The sequence below is a fragment of the Kosakonia sp. CFBP8986 genome (assembly GCF_034044935.1).
Classification (GTDB): domain Bacteria; phylum Pseudomonadota; class Gammaproteobacteria; order Enterobacterales; family Enterobacteriaceae; genus Kosakonia; species Kosakonia cowanii.
This window is the reverse complement of sequence record NZ_JAXCXB010000013.1, coordinates 13822-31913: the sequence shown is the minus strand read 5'-3', so window position 1 is coordinate 31913 and position 18092 is coordinate 13822. Positions and strand designations below refer to the sequence as shown.

Sequence of the window (18092 nt, the reverse complement as noted above, 5' to 3'; positions counted from 1 at the left end):
GGCCTACGTCACAGCGCCAGCGGGAAAAATTTTATCCGGCGACAGGGAGCATTGCCGCCGGTCAGGATTCAACCAAATCAAGGAGAAACATGATGAGCTTTATGTTGGCACTGCCGAAAATCAGCCTGCACGGCGCGGGCGCAATTGGCGATATGGTGAAACTGGTGGCGGACAAACAGTGGGGTAAGGCACTGATTGTCACCGACGGGCAACTGGTGAAACTCGGTCTGCTCGACAGCTTGTTTACCGCGCTAAAGGCGCACGAGATGCCCTATCAGCTGTTTGATGGCGTCTTCCCCAACCCGACCGAAGCGCTGGTGCAGGAGGGGTTTGCCGCCTATCAGCAGGCAGGCTGTGACTACCTGATCGCCTTCGGCGGCGGCAGCCCGATTGATACCGCGAAAGCGATAAAAATCCTCACCGCGAACCCCGGGCCGTCGACCGCTTACTCCGGCGTTGGCAAAGTGAAACACGCCGGGGTGCCGCTGGTGGCAATCAACACCACCGCCGGCACGGCGGCGGAGATGACCAGCAACGCAGTGATTATCGACAGCGAGCGCCAGGTGAAGGAGGTGATTATTGATGCCAACCTGATCCCCGATATCGCCGTCGACGATGCCAGCGTGATGCTGGCGATCCCCGCCGCGGTCACTGCCGCAACCGGCATGGATGCCCTGACCCATGCGGTCGAAGCCTATGTCTCCGTGGGCGCGCATCCGTTAACGGATGCCAACGCGCTGGAGGCGATTCGCCTCATCAACCTGTGGCTGCCGACCGCCGTTGCCGAGGGCGATAACCTTGAGGCGCGCGAACAGATGGCTTACGGGCAGTATCTGGCCGGGATGGCCTTTAACAGCGCCGGTCTCGGGCTGGTGCACGCGCTGGCCCACCAGCCGGGCGCGACCCACAATTTACCGCACGGCGTCTGCAACGCCATCCTGCTGCCGATCATCGAAAACTTTAACCGCCCCCATGCGGTAGCGCGCTTCGCCCGCATCGCGCAGGCGATGGGCGTTGATACCCGGGAGATGAGCGAGGAGGCGGCAAGCCAGCAGGCGATTGCTGCCATTCGCGCGCTGAGCGCCAAAGTCGGTATTCCCTCAGGCTTTAGTGCGCTGGGCGTGCGCGAAGCCGATATCGAAGGGTGGCTGGATAAGGCGCTCGCCGATCCGTGTGCGCCCTGCAACCCGCGCAGCGCCAGCCGCGATGAGGTGCGCGAACTCTATCTGGAGGCATTATGATCCGTAAAGCGTTTGTTATGCAGGTCAATCCCGATGCGCATGAGGAGTACGCGCGTCGCCATAACCCAATCTGGCCGGAGTTGGAAGCGGTGCTGAAAGAGGCGGGCGCGCACCATTACGCCATCTATCTTGATAAAGCGCGCAACCTGCTCTTCGCCACGGTGGAGATTGAATCAGAAGCGCGCTGGGAGGCGGTTGCCCGCACCGAGGTGTGCCAGCGCTGGTGGAAGCATATGCGCGACGTGATGCCTGCCAATGCCGATAACAGCCCGGTGAGCGCCGAGCTGGAAGAGGTGTTCTATCTGGCGTAAGCCGCTCCCTTCATCCCCTCAATGCACGCAGGGGATGAAGGCTCAATTCTGCTCGGCAACGAGGATCGCCTGCGTATCTGGCTCCAGCGCTTTAAAGATATGCTCGCGATCCGCCGGGTAACAGATGTAATCCCCTTCGTTTAACTCTTCAGGCGCTTCGGTCAGCCCGACCAGTGCCCGTCCCTGCGTCACAATAATGTGCTCAACGGAACCGGCGGGATGCGGATGGGAGATGCGATCCGCACCGGGCTGCGTCAGCAGCAGATAGATATCGCGCCGCGCGCCGGGCGGGCAGGTTGCCAGCAATATCGCCTGGTAGTGCGCCTGCTCGGCAACCACTTTGGTGCCTTCACCGCGGCGAATCACCTGCGTTTGTGGGTTTTGCGGCTCCAGCAGGCGGGCAAACGGAATATCCAGCGCCACGCAGAGTGCCCACAGGGTTTCGAGGCTCGGATTGCCGTTGCCCGCTTCCAGCTGCGAGAGCGTCGATTTCGCAATCCCGGCGCGGCGGGCGATCTCCGCCAGCGAGAGCCCGGTCCGCTGCCGCTCACGCGCCAGGCTTTTGGCGATAATAGCGATGGGTTGTGTCATACCGGCCTTAATGTTCATTTAATCGAACGTTATGTTCGTCTTGAAAAACGGTCTCAGGATGTTCATTATAATGGATACACGTTCGATATGGCTAAAAAGCGATGTTCACACAACACTTTTCTTCCCTTACACGCGACACGGTTAGAGCGATTGGGCTGGTCTGCCTGGCGGTCGGCGTTGTCGGCGTCTCCTATGGTTCGCTGGCGATGGCCTACGGCTTTCCGCTCTGGGTACCGCTGATGCTCTCAACGCTGGTGTTGGCAGGCGCCTCGGAGTTTATGTTTATCGGTATTGTGGCAAGCGGCGGTAGCCCGCTGGCGGCAGCGGTCGCCGGGCTGCTAGTCAATGCGCGCCATATTCCCTTCGGCGTAACGGTGCGAGAACTGGTGGGTAAACGGGCCGCCGGGTTATTGGGCTGCCACATTATGAATGATGAGAGCGTGGTGTTCGGGCTTTCACAGTCAACCCCGGAACAGCGCAAAGCCGCCTACTGGCTCTGCGGGCTGGGCGTGGCGCTGCTGTGGCCGGTTGGCGTGCTGGTCGGCGCATCGGTCGGCACGTTTCTGCCCGCGCCGGAAACCATTGGTCTGGACGCGGTGTTCCCGGCGATTTTACTGGCGCTAGTGCTGCCGGCGCTGAAAAAGCGCACCACGCTGATACGCGCCTGCAGCGGCGCGGCGCTCTCGCTGGCGACAGTCCCCTTCTCGCCGGTGGGGTTACCGGTGCTGCTCTCACTGCTTGGTTTATTGACGAGGAAGCGATAATGGCAAGCGTTGCACTGACTCTTGGCGGTATCGCCATTCTCTCGGTAGGCACCTATCTGATGCGGCTCGGCGGCGCAAAACTGGGCGGGCGTCTGGCGCTGTCGGAACGCGCACAGGGGCTGCTTTCGGATGCAGCGACCACGCTTTTGTTTGCTGTGGCGCTGGCCGCAATGCTCTATGAAGGGGATCACTTCGCCGGGATGGCGCGGGTTTCCGGCGTGCTGTTTGCGCTCTTTCTTGCCTGGCGCAAGATGCCGCTGATTGTGGTAATCCTGTCGGCGGCGGTGGTGACAGCGCTGCTGCGTCTGGCGGGTCTGCACTAAAACGAAAAAAGCGCCCGTAGGCGCTCTTTCGACGATAGTGCTTAACTTATTTGGTCAGTTCAGCGGTCATGTGAACCTGGTTGCCGTTATACGCTTCGGTGATCTGGTAAGAGGCGCCAGCCTGTTGTGCCTGGGCCGCGATTTTCGCTTCAGCACCGCTCAGGGTGGTGTCAGTTGCGGTCACGGTTTGCGCAGCAAATGTACCGAAAGAGGAAGCGAGAGCGATAACTGCGACAAAAGTTTTGATGCTTTTCATGAGATAAACCCTTACGTTGTTTTGTTTAAGTGAGGCGCCGTGCCTCGATGAAAGTAATGATAGACCTCTACCCTCAAAACAAAAAGCGGAAGGATTTGTTAATCTTTTTCAATTTTTTTGACGATTATTTAACACCCACCAGCCGCTGCGGATGGGTATAAATTGTCGCCCTGCCCGGCTTGCAAAAACCGACCAGCGTCAGGTTACAACGCTCTGCCACTTCTACCGCCAGCGTAGTCGCCGCCGAGACGGCAAAGAGGATTTCGACGCCGCACATCGCCGACTTTTGCACCATCTCATAGCTGGCGCGGCTGGAGACCAGCACCGCGCCGGAGGCCCACGTTTCACCGGCGCGTGCCCGGTGCCCAAGCAGCTTATCCAGCGCCACATGGCGACCCACATCTTCATGCCCCCCCGCCAGCTCGCCGGAAGGCAGCAGCCATGCGGCGGCGTGGGTACAGCCGCTCAGCTGCCCGATCGGCTGCACATCAGTTAAGTGAGCGAGCGCGTTATCCAGCGCCGCTAAATCAAAAGTCTGGGTGAACGGCAGCGGCGCAATGGGCTTGCCGATATCATTGAGCTGCTCAACGCCGCAGACGCCACAGCCGGTGCGCCCGGCCAGCGCGCGGCGACGCTCTTTCAGCCCCATAAAACGGCGGCTGGAGAGGTCAATCTGCACTTCCAGCCCATTACAGGACGGCACAACCTCCATGCCGTAAATGTCGGCGGGGGTTTCAATAATCCCTTCGGATAAGGAGAAGCCGATGGCGAACTCCTCCAGATCTTTTGGCGATGCCATCATCACCACGTGGGAAATACCGTTGTAGACCAGCGCAACAGGCACCTCTTCCGCCAGCATGTCTGGCTGGGGCTGCTGCAGGTTGTCACGCTTCCAGAGCACGACTTCGCGTACGCCTGTGACTGATGTTGCATTTTTGTGCTTTTTAGTATGCAAAATGTTCACTTTGTATTAACTACCCTCGAACAAGCGTACCGACATTGTGGTATTCTCCGCGCATATCCTTCTTAAGCAGAGGGATATGCAGCAATTCTGAACCTTTGTGAAATTCACCGCAAAGAAAAAAACGATAAGAGTAATGTCAACCAGGAGTAACCCATGCAGGTCAGCAGAAGGCAGTTCTTTAAGATCTGCGCTGGCGGTATGGCAGGTACAACGGCTGCAGCACTGGGCTTTGCCCCCAACATTGCACTCGCGGAGACTCGGCAATATAAGCTGTTGCGCACCCGCGAAACCCGTAATACTTGCACATATTGTTCCGTGGGCTGCGGGCTATTGATGTATAGCCTCGGCGACGGTGCAAAAAACGCCAAAGCGTCAATTTTCCATATCGAAGGGGACCCGGACCATCCGGTAAACCGCGGCGCGCTCTGCCCGAAAGGGGCAGGTCTAGTGGATTTCATCCACTCTGAAAGCCGCCTGAAATACCCGGAATACCGTGCTCCAGGTTCCGATAAGTGGCAACGCATCACCTGGGAAGATGCCTTTGAGCGCATCGCCAAACTGATGAAAGCCGACCGCGACGCCAACTATGTTGCGCAGAACGCCGAAGGCACCACCGTGAACCGCTGGCTGAGCACCGGGATGCTGTGCGCATCCGCTTCCAGTAACGAAACCGGCTATTTAACCCAGAAATTTACCCGCGCCCTCGGCATGTTAGCCGTCGATAACCAGGCGCGTGTCTGACACGGACCAACGGTAGCAAGTCTTGCTCCAACATTTGGTCGCGGTGCGATGACCAACCACTGGGTTGATATGAAGAACGCCAATCTCATCGTGGTGATGGGAGGGAACGCGGCAGAAGCGCATCCGGTGGGATTCCGCTGGGCGATGGAAGCCAAGATCCACAATGGCGCGAAGCTGATTGTTATCGATCCACGCTTTACGCGAACCGCCTCTGTTGCGGATTTTTATACGCCGATTCGTTCCGGTACTGACATCGCTTTCCTGTCAGGCGTGTTGCTGTACCTGCTGAACAACGAAAAATATAACCGCGAATATACCGAAGCCTATACCAACGCCAGCCTGATCGTGCGTGAAGATTTTGGCTTCGAAGATGGCCTGTTCACCGGCTATGACGCGGAAACACGCAAGTACGACAAAACCACCTGGAACTACGAGCTGGATGAGAAGGGTTTCGCCAAGCGCGATAAAACGCTGACTCACCCGCGCTGCGTGTGGAATCTGCTGAAACAGCACGTTTCCCGCTATACGCCAGACGTGGTTGAAAACATCTGCGGGACGCCAAAAGCGGACTTCCTGAAGGTGTGCGAGTACATCGCGGAAACCAGCGTGCACGATAAAACCGCCTCGTTCCTCTATGCCCTGGGCTGGACGCAGCACTCCGTCGGCGCGCAGAACATCCGTACCATGGCGATGATCCAGCTGCTGCTCGGCAATATGGGTATGGCAGGCGGCGGCGTGAACGCCCTGCGCGGCCACTCCAATATTCAGGGTCTGACCGATCTTGGCCTGCTGTCGCAGAGCCTGCCGGGTTACATGACGCTGCCGAGCGAGAAGCAGAAGGATCTCCAGACCTACCTGACCGTCAACACGCCTAAACCGCTGCTGGAAGGCCAGGTTAACTACTGGAGCAACTACCCGAAATTCTTCGTGTCGATGATGAAAGCCTTCTTTGGCGACAAAGCGACGGCGGAGAACAGCTGGGGCTTTGACTGGCTGCCGAAGTGGGACAAAGGCTACGACGTTCTGCAGTATTTCGAAATGATGAGCCAGGGCAAGGTCAACGGCTATCTCTGCCAGGGCTTTAACCCGGTCGCCTCGTTCCCGAACAAGAACAAGGTGGTGGCATCCCTGTCGAAACTGAAGTTCCTGGTGACCATCGATCCGCTGAATACGGAAACCTCGACCTTCTGGCAGAACCACGGCGAGTCTAACGATGTCGATCCGTCGACCATCCAGACCGAAGTGTTCCGCCTGCCGTCGACCTGCTTTGCTGAAGAGAACGGCTCCATCGTTAACTCCGGCCGCTGGTTGCAGTGGCACTGGAAAGGCGCAGACGCCCCGGGCGAAGCGCTGAACGACGGTGAGATCCTGGCCGGTATCTTCTTACGTCTGCGTAAGATGTATGCCGCAGAGGGTGGCGCGAATCCGGAACAGGTTCTGAACATGACCTGGAACTACTCGACGCCGGAGAATCCGTCAGCAGAAGAAGTGGCGATGGAGAGCAACGGCAAAGCGCTGGTCGATATTATCGATCCGGTAAGCGGCGACGTGCTGGCGAAGAAAGGCAACCAGCTTGGTAGCTTTGCGCACCTGCGCGATGACGGCACCACCTCAAGCGGCTGCTGGATTTTCGCCGGGAGCTGGACGCCGGACGGCAACCAGATGGCGCGCCGTGATAACGCCGATCCGTCGGGCCTTGGCAATACGCTGGGCTGGGCATGGGCGTGGCCACTCAACCGCCGTATTCTCTATAACCGTGCCTCCGCTGACCCGCAGGGTAACCCGTGGGATCCGAAGCGCAAGCTGCTCAGCTATGCCAACGGCAAGTGGGTGGGTGCAGATATTCCGGACTACAGCACCGCCGCACCTGGCAGTGAAGTCGGGCCGTTTATCATGCAGCCGGAAGGGATGGGTCGCCTCTTCGCTCTCGATAAGATGATGGAAGGGCCGTTCCCGGAACACTACGAGCCGTTTGAAACGCCGCTGGGCACCAACCCGCTGCACCCGAATGTCGTCTCGAATCCTGCCGCGCGCGTCTTTAAAGACGATCTCGCTGCGATGGGTAAAGCCGATAAGTTCCCGTATGTCGGGACCACTTACCGCCTGACCGAGCACTTCCACTACTGGACTAAACACGCGCTGTTGAACTCCATCGCGCAGCCGGAACAGTTTGTGGAGATTGGCGAGAAACTGGCGGGCAAGCTGGGCATTACGCAGGGCGATACTGTGCGCGTCTCCTCCAACCGTGGCTATATCAAAGCCAAAGCGGTGGTGACCAAACGTATTCGTACCCTGAAAGTGGACGGCAAAGATATCGACACGATTGGTATTCCGATTCACTGGGGTTACGAAGGCGTGGCGAAGAAAGGCTTTATCGCTAACACGCTGACGCCGTTTGTCGGTGATGCGAATACCCAAACGCCGGAGTTCAAGGCGTTCCTGGTGAATGTGGAAAAGGTGTAACGGAGACGACTTATGGCTTATCAATCGCAAGACATCATCCGTCGTTCCGCGACTAACGGTTTCACTCCCGCGCCTCAGGCGCGGGATCACCAGCAGGAAGTGGCGAAGCTTATCGACGTCACCACCTGTATCGGCTGTAAAGCCTGTCAGGTGGCCTGTTCCGAATGGAACGACCTGCGTGATGAGGTGGGGCATAACGTCGGGGTGTATGACAACCCGGCGGATCTGACCGCTAAATCATGGACGGTGATGCGTTTCTCGGAAGTGGAGCAGAACGACAAACTGGAGTGGCTGATTCGTAAAGATGGCTGCATGCACTGTGCTGATCCCGGCTGTCTGAAAGCATGTCCGTCAGAAGGGGCTATCATTCAGTATGCTAACGGCATTGTCGACTTCCAGTCTGAGCAGTGCATTGGCTGTGGTTACTGCATCGCTGGCTGCCCGTTCGATGTGCCTCGCCTGAACCCGGAAGACAACCGCGTCTACAAATGTACGCTGTGCGTTGACCGTGTGACGGTGGGCCAGGAACCGGCCTGCGTGAAAACCTGCCCGACCGGCGCTATCCACTTTGGCTCCAAAGAGGATATGAAAAACCTCGCCGGCGAGCGCGTGGCAGAGCTGAAAACCCGTGGTTACGATAACGCAGGTCTGTACGATCCGGCCGGTGTTGGCGGCACGCACGTGATGTATGTGCTGCACCATGCCAATAACCCGAATCTGTACCACGGTCTGCCGGAGAACCCGGAAATCAGCGCAACCGTGAAGTTCTGGAAAGGGATCTGGAAACCACTTGCGGCGGTCGGCTTTGCTGCCACCTTCGCGGCCAGCATCTTCCACTATGTCGGTGTCGGTCCGAACCGCGCAGAAGAGGAAGAGGACAACCTGCATGAAGAGAAAGACGAGGTGCGCAAATGAGAAAACGTGACACCATCGTGCGCTATTCGGCACCTGAGCGCATCAACCACTGGATCACCGCCTTCTGCTTCGTGCTGGCGTCGGTGAGCGGGCTGGGGTTTTTCTTCCCCTCCTTCAACTGGTTGATGAACATTTTGGGCACGCCGCAGCTGGCGCGTATTCTTCATCCGTTTGTCGGCGTGGTGATGTTTGCCTCGTTTATAATCATGTTTTTCCGCTATTGGCACCATAACCTCATCAATAGGGATGATATCTTTTGGGCGAAGAATATTCGTAAGATCGTCGTCAATGAGGAAGTGGGTGACACCGGGCGCTATAATTTCGGTCAGAAGTGTGTGTTCTGGGCGGCGATTATTTTCCTGGTGTTGCTACTGGCAAGCGGCGTGGTTATCTGGCGCCCTTACTTTGCACCCGCGTTTCCCATCCCGGTGATCCGCTTAGCGCTGATGGTGCATTCATTTGCAGCAGTGGCGTTAATTGTGGTTATCATGGTGCACATTTATGCCGCCTTGTGGGTTAAAGGCACCATAACCGCAATGGTGGAAGGCTGGGTTACCAACACCTGGGCGAAGAAACATCACCCGCGCTGGTACCGGGAAGTTCGCAGCAAGACAACGGAAAAACCAACTGAATGAGTATTCGCATAATCCCGCAAGATGAGCTGGAGAAGAGCGAGAAACGCACGGCGGAAGTAATTCCGCCGTTGTTATTCCCCAGACTTAAAAACCTCTATAACCGCCGTGCGGAACGTCTGCGCACGCTGGCAGAGAGTAATCCGCTGGGTGATTATCTGCGTTTTGCCGCGCTTATCGCCCATGCCCAGGAGGTGGTGCTGTATGACCACCCGTTACAACTCGATCTGACGGCGCGTCTTAAAGAAGCTGCCGCGCAGGGCAAGCCGCCGCTTGATATCCATGTCCTGCCGCGCGATACGCACTGGCATAAGCTGCTGCATTCGCTGATCGCCGAACTGAAACCGGAGATGAGCGGCCCGGCGCTGGCGGTGATCGAGAACCTGGAAAAAGCCTCCGCGCAGGAGCTGGAAGCGATGGCCAGCGCGCTCTTTGCCGCCGACTTCGCCTCCGTCAGCAGCGATAAAGCGCCCTTTATCTGGGCCGCGCTGTCGCTCTACTGGGCGCAGATGGCCAGCCTGATCCCAGGGAAAGCCCGCGCGGAATATGGCGAGCAGCGCCAGTTCTGCCCGGTATGCGGATCGATGCCGGTTTCCAGTACGGTGCACATCGGCAGCAGCCAGGGGCTGCGCTACCTGCACTGCAACCTGTGCGAAACCGAGTGGCACGTGGTACGCGTCAAGTGCAGCAACTGCGAGCAAACCCGCGATCTGCACTACTGGTCGCTGGATAACGAGCAGGCGGCAATCAAAGCGGAAAGCTGCGGCGACTGCGGCACTTACCTGAAGATCCTTTATCAGGAAAAAGACCAGAATGTCGAAGCGGTGGCCGACGATCTTGCGTCGCTGATCCTCGATGCCCGCATGGAGCAGGAGGGGTTCGCCCGTAGCTCCATCAACCCGTTCTTATTCCCCGGCGAAGGGGAGTAAAATCAGCAGGTCGCGGTAAATTTTTGCCCGGCCTGTTACTGATATGGGGTGACACACTCACTCCCCTCCTTTTTCAAGTTTATTAGCGCTTCCCCCTTCTAATAAGTCTTAAGTCTCCCTTCTGATGCATTCCTGAAAGAAAAAAACGTTCTTTCGAGCTGGGTTCCACTTTTCATTTTCAGCCCAAAAACCCCGTTTCCATTTCGCAAAAACCAGGCTATAAAACCTGGGTATTTATACAGACAAAGGAATGCGAAATGGCACTGGAACAGGGTATTAGCCAACTGGTAAGCGACTTTATTGCTGCAGGACGGCCTTCCGCCGGCGAGCAGAGTATTGATGACCGACGCGCAGGGTATCTCGCCAGCACGACGCTGGCAGGCGAGACGGAAACCCGTGTTGAGGTGAGTGAGTTAACGCTTGAGGGCATTCGCTTTCGCTGCTTCTCGCCACAAAATGCCGATGATAATTTACCCGCGCTTATCTACTACCACGGCGGCTGTTTTGTTAGCGGTGGCTTTGATACCCATGATAAACAGCTGCGCCAGCTCGCCTTTTACAGCGGCTGCCGGGTTATCGCCGTGCAGTACCGCCTTGCACCAGAACACCGCTGGCCAGCGGCACATGATGATGCGCTGAGGGGCGCTGAACTTGTCCGGGAAAACGCGCAGCAGCTTGGCATCGATCCTCAGCGCCTCACGCTGGCGGGTGATAGCGCAGGCGGGCATCTGGCGCTGGTCACGGCACTGCGCTTAAAAGCCGCAGGCGAGTGGCAGCCTGCTCAGTTGATCCTCATCTACCCGATGCTTGATGCAACCGCCTGGTTCGACAGCTATACCCTTAATGGCGCAGATTATGTGATCACCCGCGAGGCACTGCTCTCCGGCTACACGCACTATCTTGGCGAGACCGACCGTCTGCTGCCGGATGTCAGCCCGCTGTGGCGGGATGATTTCAACGGCCTGCCGCCAACGCATATTGTGACAGCGGAGTTTGACCCGCTGTGCGATGAAGGAGAGTCACTCTATCAGCGAATGACCGAACAGGGCGTGGCCTGCTCCTGTTCACGTTATCTCGGTGTGATACACGGTTTCTTCCAGCTTGCCGGCATCAGCCGCACGGCAGTGGATGTAATCCACGATGTGGCGTCGCGCATCGCCAGGGTGTAACTGGCTATACGGGAAAGCGCGCCTTTCGCGCGCACCATCGGCAGGCCCAGCGCCTACTCCTCTTCGTTGCCGCCCTCTTCGAACGAGCCAAACGGTTTTGCGGGCAGAACGATATAGATGCCTTCAAAAATCGCACCCTGCTTATCATCGCCAAACAGCTCTACCTGCATCTGCACGCGCGCTTTTTTCCCGCGCGCCAGGCGGTCGAGATCGCCGCTTAACGAGCCGAGATCGGCAATGGCGCTCGGTTTACCGCTGATGGGCGAGCTATAGCGGATATGGGCGTCGGCGAGAATAATTGTGCCGCCGAGATGGCGTTCGCGCAGCATCAGCCAGATAAGACCCCAGCCGGTGAGCGTCGCCAGCGAGAAAAGGCTGCCGGCAAACAGCGTGTGGTGCGGGTTTTGATTGCCGATCTCCGGCATGGTGGTAATAAATTTCTGCCCGGTGTACTGCTGGATGCGCACGCCCATCTTTTCGCTGAGCGGAATATGCTGATACCAGGCTTGTTGTAGCTGACCGCACCAGTCGCCGCGATGAAGAATATCATCCAGCGAGGCGATAGGTTTGATCATCAGAAAATGGCGGATAGGGGTGGTTTGCGGCGCGGTGATTTCGCCTTCGTTGATAAACCCAAGCTTGGCGAAAAAGGGTACCGCATCTTCGCGGGCGCTACAGGTTACGCGCTTAACGCCCTCCTGGCGGGCGACGGATTCCAGGGTCATCGCCATCAGCGTGCCGAGGCCTTTATCTTGTACGGAGGGGTGCACCGCCATAAAGCGAATCGAGCCTTCGTTATCGGCATTGATATAGAGCCGACCGGACGCGACGATATTGCCCTCTTCATCAACCACCATCTGGTGATGCGCCATGGCGTCCCAGGCGTCGCGCTCGGAGCCCTGCGGCTGGTGCAACGGCTTGCGTAACATTTCCCAGCGGAACTGGTAGTAACGTTCTAACTCTTCTTCAGTTTGCGGTACGCGAAGATGATACATAGCTGCATTCTCTCTTGTGACCCGGGGCCGCGCCGCAAGCTGGCTCATATCTGTAGCCAGAATGTGACGGGACCGTCATTGACCAGCGACACCTGCATATCGGCAGCGAAGCGTCCGGTGTGCGTGGCGATTTGCTGGCCGCAGTGTGCAACAAAGTGGTTATAGAGCGCCTCGGCTTTTTCCGGCGCGGCGCCGCGCGAAAAGCCCGGACGCATGCCGCGTTCCGTATCGGCTGCCAGCGTAAACTGCGATACCACCAGCACGCTGCCGCCGGCCTGCTGGACATTGAGGTTCATTTTCCCATCGGCATCGCTAAAAATTCGGTATCCCAGCACCCGTTCACACAGGCGGTTTGCTTTCTGTTCGTCGTCTTCCCTCTCGACGCCCAGTAATACCAGGAGACCCGGGCCAATTTCACCCGTCACCTCTCCCGCCACGCTAACGCTCGCACGGGAAACGCGTTGAATTAATGCAATCATGGTTGGTCTGCTTCTTCTCGTTGTGCTGCTTTTTTAAGTTCGCGGTATTCCCCGAGAGTGACAGTAATTTCAGCCCCAAGCAAGACGATACACCAGGTCCAGTAGACCCAGAGAAACATGATAGGGATAACGGCCAGCACGCCATAAATCAGCTGGTAGGAGGGGAACATGGTGATATATAAGCCAAAACCTTTCTTGCCCAGTTCAAACAGCACCGCCGCAACAAACGCCCCCAGCACCGCATCGCGGTTTGGTACGCGCGTGGTCGGAACAATGCTGTAGAGCAGCCAGAACGAGAGCCAGGAGAGGATCAGCGGAAAAATTCGCAGCACATCATCAATTACGCTATTAAGTTCACTCGCCCAGCGCAGCGACAACAGATAAGAGCTGATTGCCAGACTTGCCCCGGCCAGCAGCGGGCCGAGGGTCAGGATCATCCAGTAGACGGCAAATGAGTAAACATGCGGGCGCACGCGGGTGCTGCGCCAGATGGTATTCAGCGCGCTGTCGATGGAGTACATCAGTAAGAGCGAAGTGACCACCAGCCCGCAGGCCCCTACCGCGGTCATCTTCGTCGAGTTCGCGACGAACTGCTCAATGTAGTTCTGGATAACGTCGCCGGTTGTGGGAATGAAATTGGCAAAAATAAAGTGACGCAGCTGGATGCTGATGTCGGAAAACATCGGGAAAACGGCGAACAGCGCGAAGATCACCGCAATCAGCGGCACCAGCGAAAGCAGTGAGACGTAGGCGAGATTCCCCGCCAGCGTCGTCATATTGTCATCATTGATATGTCGCCACAGCAGTTTTGACCAGGCCTGCAGCGACTGCGCACTCCTCTTCGCGCGCTGTTTTACGGCTTCTTTCATAGCAGCTTTGAAAAATAGTCCGGAATGGTGGCCTTGTTAGCGACAAGGATCGACGTAATTCCCACGCGCTCAGCGCCAGCGATATTTTCAGCATTGTCGTCGAAAAAGACGGCATCTTCGGCAGAAAAACCCTCCTGCGTTAGAACCTGCTGATAAATTCTGGATTCGGGTTTACGCATCCCCATCTCTTGCGAGAGATAGATATGATCGGCGGCGGCGCGGATCTCCGGATACTGCTCCGGCCAGAAGGTCGTATGCAGGCGGTTGGTGTTGGACAGCACCACCACACGATCTCCTTTCGCGCGCAGTTTGTGCATGATATCGATAACGTCCGGGCGTAGCGCGACGAATACCGCCTGCCAGCCGGTGGAGAATTGCTCATAACTTAACGGCAGCGCCATCTCTTCACACAGGGCTTTGGCGAACTCCTCATCGCTGATCTCCCCGCGTTCATGACGGTGGAAGGCCTCCCCCATGACAAAGTTCTGCTTCAGGGTTGCCAATGGTACGCGGCTGAAATCGCTCCAGGCTCCGAGCACCCGGTTGAAGTCGATATCGACAATCACATTACCTAAATCAAAGATATAGAGCATTTGCCTCTCCTTGCCTGCCATGGAGAGTTAACTGTAGCGGGAAAGTTTCCGCTTGAATAGCGGGCCCTTTCACGCCCGCGATCGCGGGATAAAAAAAAGCCGCTGATAATCAGCGGCTTTTGTTGGGCTAAAAGAGGAGAATTACTCTTCTTTTGCACCGCGCATGGCGCGTTTACGGTCGTTCTCAGTCAGATGACGTTTACGGATACGAATGGACTGAGGTGTTACCTCTACCAGTTCGTCATCATCGATGAACTCGAGCGCCTGCTCCAGGGTCATCTTGATCGGCGGAACCAGAACCGTTGCTTCGTCCGTACCGGACGCACGCATGTTGGTCAGTTTCTTACCGGTCAGGCAGTTTACCGTCAGGTCGTTAGAGCGGCTGTGAATACCGATGATCTGGCCTTCATACACTTCCGCACCGTGACCGAGGAACAGCTTACCGCGATCCTGCAGACCGAACAGCGCAAACGCAACCGCTTTACCCTGACCGTTGGAGATCAGCACGCCGTTGTTACGCTGGCCCACTTCGCCCGGACGAATATCGTCGTAGTGGCTGAAGGTGGAGTACAGCAGACCGGTACCAGAGGTCATGGTCATGAACTCTGAACGGAAGCCGATCAGACCGCGGCTTGGGATCACGTAGTCGAGACGTACGCGGCCTTTGCCGTCCGGATTCATGTTTTTCAGATCGCCTTTACGCTCGCCCAGTGCCTGCATGACAGAACCCTGGTGCTGCTCTTCAACGTCCAGCGTTACGTTCTCGAACGGCTCTTGTTTACGGCCATCGATTTCGCGGAAGATTACTTTCGGACGGGAAACCGCCATTTCGAAACCTTCACGACGCATGTTTTCGATCAGAACAGAGAGGTGCAGCTCACCACGACCAGAAACACGGAACGCATCCGCATCCTGAGTCTCTTCAACGCGCAGCGCAACGTTGTGCACCAGCTCTTTGTTCAGGCGGTCAAGGATCTGACGAGAGGTAACATATTTACCCTCTTTGCCACAGAACGGAGAGGTGTTGACGTTGAAGAACATGGTGACGGTCGGCTCATCAACGGAGAGCGCCGGCAGCGCTTCAACACTCTGCGGATCGCAGATGGTGTCGGAGATGTTCAGCTCGCCCAGACCGGTGATTGCAATGATGTCGCCCGCTTCAGCCACGTCACTCTCAATACGCTCCAGCCCCAGGTGAGTCAGCACTTTGCCAACTTTACCGTTACGGGTTTTGCCTTCGCTATCGATGATAGTGACCTGCTGGTTCGGCTTCACTTTACCGCGCTTGATACGGCCGATGCCGATTACGCCAACGTAGTTGTTGTAATCGAGCTGGGAAACCTGCATCTGCAGCGTGCCGTCGAGATCGACGTTCGGTGCCGGTACATGTTCAACAATCGCCTGGTACAGCGGGGTCATGTCTTCAGCCATGTTTTCGTGGTCCAGACCCGCGATACCGTTCAGCGCAGAAGCGTAAACGATCGGGAAGTCCAGCTGTTCGTCGGTCGCGTCAAGGTTAACGAACAGGTCGAAGACCTGATCAACAACCCAGTCCGGACGCGCGCCAGGACGGTCAACTTTGTTGATTACCACGATAGGTTTCAGACCATGGGCAAATGCTTTTTTGGTCACGAAGCGCGTTTGCGGCATCGGGCCGTCAAATGCGTCAACCACCAGCAGCACGGAATCGACCATGGACATTACACGCTCAACTTCACCACCGAAGTCGGCGTGCCCTGGGGTATCAACGATGTTGATACGATAATCATTCCATTTGATAGCGGTGTTTTTAGCGAGGATGGTAATCCCACGCTCTTTCTCCAAATCGTTGGAGTCCATCACACGCTCTTGAGTTTCAGCACGTTCGTCGAACGTACCGGATTGCTGCAGCAGCTTGTCAACCAGGGTCGTTTTACCATGGTCAACGTGAGCAATGATGGCGATGTTACGCAGATTTTCGATCACAACTTTGCCTCAGGCATTAGAAATAGCGCGTTATTGTACACGTATTAATCGAAGGACTAAACAGGATCACAAACATACCCTGCAAACAAGTATTGCAGAGTTGCTTTGTGATCGCTTTCACGGAGCGTTAAAAGGGGCAAATAACGAAAATTGCACCAATATGGTGCCCTATGTTTCCATAAAAGCACTATATTGGTGCAAGGTAACCATCATGGTGCAGCCCTTTTGCACTATGCCGAGCATGATAACGCCTTTTTGGGGTGATTTAAAAGTTGGCATAGATTTCGCTTATCCATTGTACGGCAACTACGCCAGATTTACGTAGTAATTAGAAGACCTCGTTACCACGACGACAATGACAATCCCGGGAGAGTTTAAGTATGTCCGCTGAACACGTTTTGACGATGCTGAATGAGCACGAAGTGAAGTTTGTCGATCTGCGCTTCACAGATACCAAAGGTAAAGAACAGCACGTCACGATCCCAGCCCATCAGGTAAACGCTGACTTCTTTGAAGAAGGCAAAATGTTTGATGGTTCTTCGATTGGTGGCTGGAAAGGCATCAACGAATCCGACATGGTGCTGATGCCGGACGCCACTACCGCTGTCATTGACCCGTTCTACGAAGAGTCTACGCTGATTATTCGCTGCGATATCCTCGAGCCAGGCACCATGCAGGGCTACGATCGCGACCCGCGCTCCATCGCCAAACGCGCTGAAGAGTACCTGCGCTCAACCGGTCTGGCAGACACCGTGCTGTTCGGGCCAGAGCCGGAATTCTTCCTGTTTGACGACGTGCGTTTCGGCAGCTCCATCTCCGGTTCCAGCGTTGCTATCGACGATATCGAAGGCGCATGGAACACCACCACCAAATATGAAGGTGGTAACAAAGGTCACCGTCCGGCTGTGAAAGGCGGTTACTTCCCGGTTCCGCCGGTAGACTCCTCTCAGGATCTGCGTTCCACCATGTGTCTGGTGATGGAAGAGATGGGCCTGGTTGTGGAAGCGCATCACCACGAAGTGGCGACTGCAGGTCAGAACGAAGTGGCAACCCGCTTCAACACCATGACCAAAAAAGCGGACGAAATTCAGATTTACAAATATGTGGTACATAACGTTGCGCACCGCTTCGGTAAAACCGCGACCTTTATGCCGAAACCGATGTTCGGTGATAACGGTTCCGGTATGCACTGCCACATGTCTCTCTCCAAGAACGGCACCAACCTGTTCTCTGGCGACAAATACGCTGGCCTGTCTGAAATGGCGCTGTACTACATCGGCGGCGTAATCAAACACGCTAAAGCGATCAACGCCCTCTCTAACCCGACCACCAACTCCTACAAGCGTCTGGTCCCGGGTTACGAAGCACCGGTTATGCTGGCCTACTCTGCCCGTAACCGTTCTGCCTCTATCCGTATTCCGGTTGTTGCCTCTCCGAAAGCGCGTCGTATCGAAGTGCGCTTCCCGGATCCGGCTGCGAACCCGTACCTGTGCTTTGCCGCGCTGCTGATGGCGGGTCTGGATGGTATTAAGAACAAAATCCACCCGGGCGAAGCAATGGACAAAAACCTGTACGATCTGCCGCCGGAAGAGGCGAAAGAGATCCCGCAGGTTGCAGGCTCCCTGGAAGAAGCGCTTAACGCGCTGGACGCTGACCGCGAGTTCCTGACCGCCGGCGGCGTATTCACCGACGACGCTATCGATGCTTACATTGCGCTGCGCATTGAAGAGAACGACCGCGTTCGCATGACGCCGCACCCGGTAGAGTTCGAACTCTATTACAGCGTTTAATTACGTTATTAATACTCGGCCGATTTCTCGTCACAGGCAGCTGACGGCGAGAAAGAGGCCAGAGAATTTTTTTTAGTTGCCGTGGAAACTTTGGCCCATCAC

General features: G+C 56.5%; 18 protein-coding genes. 10 read left to right on the top strand and 8 right to left on the bottom strand.

The window, feature by feature from the left end; genetic code table 11:
* The first annotated feature begins 92 nt into the window (after window positions 1-92).
* Both fucO and rhaM read left to right on the top strand, forming a co-directional pair.
* Window positions 93-1241, top strand: a complete 1149-nt coding sequence (fucO, locus tag SOM48_RS21050) for a lactaldehyde reductase (RefSeq protein WP_320512958.1) — start codon at window positions 93-95, stop codon at window positions 1239-1241.
* Window positions 1238-1552, top strand: coding sequence for an L-rhamnose mutarotase (rhaM, locus tag SOM48_RS21045; RefSeq protein ID WP_054804141.1), 315 nt, complete (start codon window positions 1238-1240; stop codon window positions 1550-1552). The genes fucO and rhaM overlap by 4 nt, the downstream gene beginning before the upstream one ends.
* 42 nt (window positions 1553-1594) lie before the next feature.
* On the opposite strand, the gene SOM48_RS21040 is transcribed toward rhaM, so the two are convergent.
* Entirely contained in the window at window positions 1595-2143 is a 549-nt protein-coding gene (locus tag SOM48_RS21040) for a helix-turn-helix domain-containing protein (protein ID WP_023479331.1), read from the bottom strand.
* A gap of 101 nt (window positions 2144-2244) precedes the next feature.
* Here SOM48_RS21040 and SOM48_RS21035 point away from each other — a divergent pair, with 101 nt between their 5' ends.
* Window positions 2245-2907 carry an AzlC family ABC transporter permease gene (locus SOM48_RS21035; RefSeq protein ID WP_320512942.1) on the top strand — a complete coding sequence of 221 codons (663 nt, stop codon included), beginning with the start codon at window positions 2245-2247 and terminating at the stop codon, window positions 2905-2907.
* Entirely contained in the window at window positions 2907-3230 is a 324-nt protein-coding gene (locus tag SOM48_RS21030) for an AzlD domain-containing protein (RefSeq protein ID WP_023479297.1), read from the top strand. The genes SOM48_RS21035 and SOM48_RS21030 overlap by 1 nt, the downstream gene beginning before the upstream one ends.
* Window positions 3231-3276: 46 nt before the next feature.
* Here the strand turns inward: SOM48_RS21030 and SOM48_RS21025 are convergent, their stop codons facing one another.
* Together SOM48_RS21025 and fdhD are read right to left on the bottom strand one after the other, a co-directional pair.
* Complete coding sequence (locus tag SOM48_RS21025; RefSeq protein ID WP_042712305.1) at window positions 3277-3486, bottom strand: YdgH/BhsA/McbA-like domain containing protein; 210 nt, start codon at window positions 3484-3486, stop codon at window positions 3277-3279.
* A gap of 124 nt (window positions 3487-3610) precedes the next feature.
* Window positions 3611-4450 carry a formate dehydrogenase accessory sulfurtransferase FdhD gene (gene fdhD, locus SOM48_RS21020; RefSeq protein ID WP_312203220.1) on the bottom strand — a complete coding sequence of 280 codons (840 nt, stop codon included), beginning with the start codon at window positions 4448-4450 and terminating at the stop codon, window positions 3611-3613.
* Window positions 4451-4603: 153 nt separating this feature from the next.
* Here fdhD and fdnG point away from each other — a divergent pair, with 153 nt between their 5' ends.
* The 5 genes from fdnG to SOM48_RS20995 all read left to right on the top strand — a co-directional run bounded on the left by fdnG (window position 4604) and on the right by SOM48_RS20995 (window position 11299).
* Entirely contained in the window at window positions 4604-7654 is a 3051-nt protein-coding gene (gene fdnG / locus SOM48_RS21015; protein ID WP_139966890.1) for a formate dehydrogenase-N subunit alpha, read from the top strand.
* A 12-nt stretch (window positions 7655-7666) separates the two neighbouring features.
* On the top strand, window positions 7667-8569 hold the full coding sequence (gene fdxH / locus SOM48_RS21010; protein WP_023479333.1) for a formate dehydrogenase subunit beta: 903 nt from the start codon (window positions 7667-7669) through the stop codon (window positions 8567-8569).
* On the top strand, window positions 8566-9204 hold the full coding sequence (gene fdoI / locus SOM48_RS21005; protein ID WP_320512941.1) for a formate dehydrogenase cytochrome b556 subunit: 639 nt from the start codon (window positions 8566-8568) through the stop codon (window positions 9202-9204). The genes fdxH and fdoI overlap by 4 nt, the downstream gene beginning before the upstream one ends.
* Window positions 9201-10130, top strand: coding sequence for a formate dehydrogenase accessory protein FdhE (gene fdhE / locus SOM48_RS21000; RefSeq protein ID WP_023479362.1), 930 nt, complete (start codon window positions 9201-9203; stop codon window positions 10128-10130). Before fdoI ends, fdhE begins: the two co-directional genes overlap by 4 nt.
* Window positions 10131-10387: 257 nt before the next feature.
* Complete coding sequence (locus SOM48_RS20995; RefSeq protein ID WP_315082402.1) at window positions 10388-11299, top strand: alpha/beta hydrolase; 912 nt, start codon at window positions 10388-10390, stop codon at window positions 11297-11299.
* Window positions 11300-11352: 53 nt separating this feature from the next.
* Here the strand turns inward: SOM48_RS20995 and fabY are convergent, their stop codons facing one another.
* The 5 genes from fabY to typA all read right to left on the bottom strand — a co-directional run bounded on the left by fabY (window position 11353) and on the right by typA (window position 16200).
* The gene (fabY, locus tag SOM48_RS20990; protein WP_023479318.1) at window positions 11353-12294 is read right to left on the bottom strand and encodes a fatty acid biosynthesis protein FabY; all 942 of its coding nucleotides are present in this window, start codon (window positions 12292-12294) and stop codon (window positions 11353-11355) included.
* 44 nt (window positions 12295-12338) lie between these two features.
* A complete protein-coding gene (dtd, locus tag SOM48_RS20985) occupies window positions 12339-12773 on the bottom strand; it encodes a D-aminoacyl-tRNA deacylase (RefSeq protein ID WP_320512940.1) in 435 nt (144 codons plus the stop codon).
* On the bottom strand, window positions 12770-13642 hold the full coding sequence (locus tag SOM48_RS20980; RefSeq protein WP_076768859.1) for a virulence factor BrkB family protein: 873 nt from the start codon (window positions 13640-13642) through the stop codon (window positions 12770-12772). The genes dtd and SOM48_RS20980 overlap by 4 nt, the downstream gene beginning before the upstream one ends.
* The gene (gene yihX / locus SOM48_RS20975) at window positions 13639-14235 is read right to left on the bottom strand and encodes a glucose-1-phosphatase (RefSeq protein ID WP_320512939.1); all 597 of its coding nucleotides are present in this window, start codon (window positions 14233-14235) and stop codon (window positions 13639-13641) included. The genes SOM48_RS20980 and yihX overlap by 4 nt, the downstream gene beginning before the upstream one ends.
* Before the next feature lie 141 nt (window positions 14236-14376).
* Entirely contained in the window at window positions 14377-16200 is a 1824-nt protein-coding gene (gene typA / locus SOM48_RS20970; RefSeq protein ID WP_042712320.1) for a ribosome-dependent GTPase TypA, read from the bottom strand.
* A gap of 380 nt (window positions 16201-16580) precedes the next feature.
* On the opposite strand from typA, the gene glnA reads away from it, so the two are divergent.
* Complete coding sequence (gene glnA / locus SOM48_RS20965; protein WP_023479289.1) at window positions 16581-17990, top strand: glutamate--ammonia ligase; 1410 nt, start codon at window positions 16581-16583, stop codon at window positions 17988-17990.
* Window positions 17991-18092 lie beyond the last annotated feature (102 nt).

Coding starts and splice junctions, on each gene's coding strand:
- fucO (WP_320512958.1), top strand. CDS start 93: ATGAGCTTTATGTTGGCACTGCCGAAAATCAGCCTGCACGGCGCGGGC.
- rhaM (WP_054804141.1), top strand. CDS start 1,238: ATGATCCGTAAAGCGTTTGTTATGCAGGTCAATCCCGATGCGCATGAG.
- SOM48_RS21040 (WP_023479331.1), bottom strand. CDS start 2,143: ATGACACAACCCATCGCTATTATCGCCAAAAGCCTGGCGCGTGAGCGG.
- SOM48_RS21035 (WP_320512942.1), top strand. CDS start 2,245: ATGTTCACACAACACTTTTCTTCCCTTACACGCGACACGGTTAGAGCG.
- SOM48_RS21030 (WP_023479297.1), top strand. CDS start 2,907: ATGGCAAGCGTTGCACTGACTCTTGGCGGTATCGCCATTCTCTCGGTA.
- SOM48_RS21025 (WP_042712305.1), bottom strand. CDS start 3,486: ATGAAAAGCATCAAAACTTTTGTCGCAGTTATCGCTCTCGCTTCCTCT.
- fdxH (WP_023479333.1), top strand. CDS start 7,667: ATGGCTTATCAATCGCAAGACATCATCCGTCGTTCCGCGACTAACGGT.
- fdoI (WP_320512941.1), top strand. CDS start 8,566: ATGAGAAAACGTGACACCATCGTGCGCTATTCGGCACCTGAGCGCATC.
- fdhE (WP_023479362.1), top strand. CDS start 9,201: ATGAGTATTCGCATAATCCCGCAAGATGAGCTGGAGAAGAGCGAGAAA.
- SOM48_RS20995 (WP_315082402.1), top strand. CDS start 10,388: ATGGCACTGGAACAGGGTATTAGCCAACTGGTAAGCGACTTTATTGCT.
- fabY (WP_023479318.1), bottom strand. CDS start 12,294: ATGTATCATCTTCGCGTACCGCAAACTGAAGAAGAGTTAGAACGTTAC.
- dtd (WP_320512940.1), bottom strand. CDS start 12,773: ATGATTGCATTAATTCAACGCGTTTCCCGTGCGAGCGTTAGCGTGGCG.
- SOM48_RS20980 (WP_076768859.1), bottom strand. CDS start 13,642: ATGAAAGAAGCCGTAAAACAGCGCGCGAAGAGGAGTGCGCAGTCGCTG.
- yihX (WP_320512939.1), bottom strand. CDS start 14,235: ATGCTCTATATCTTTGATTTAGGTAATGTGATTGTCGATATCGACTTC.
- glnA (WP_023479289.1), top strand. CDS start 16,581: ATGTCCGCTGAACACGTTTTGACGATGCTGAATGAGCACGAAGTGAAG.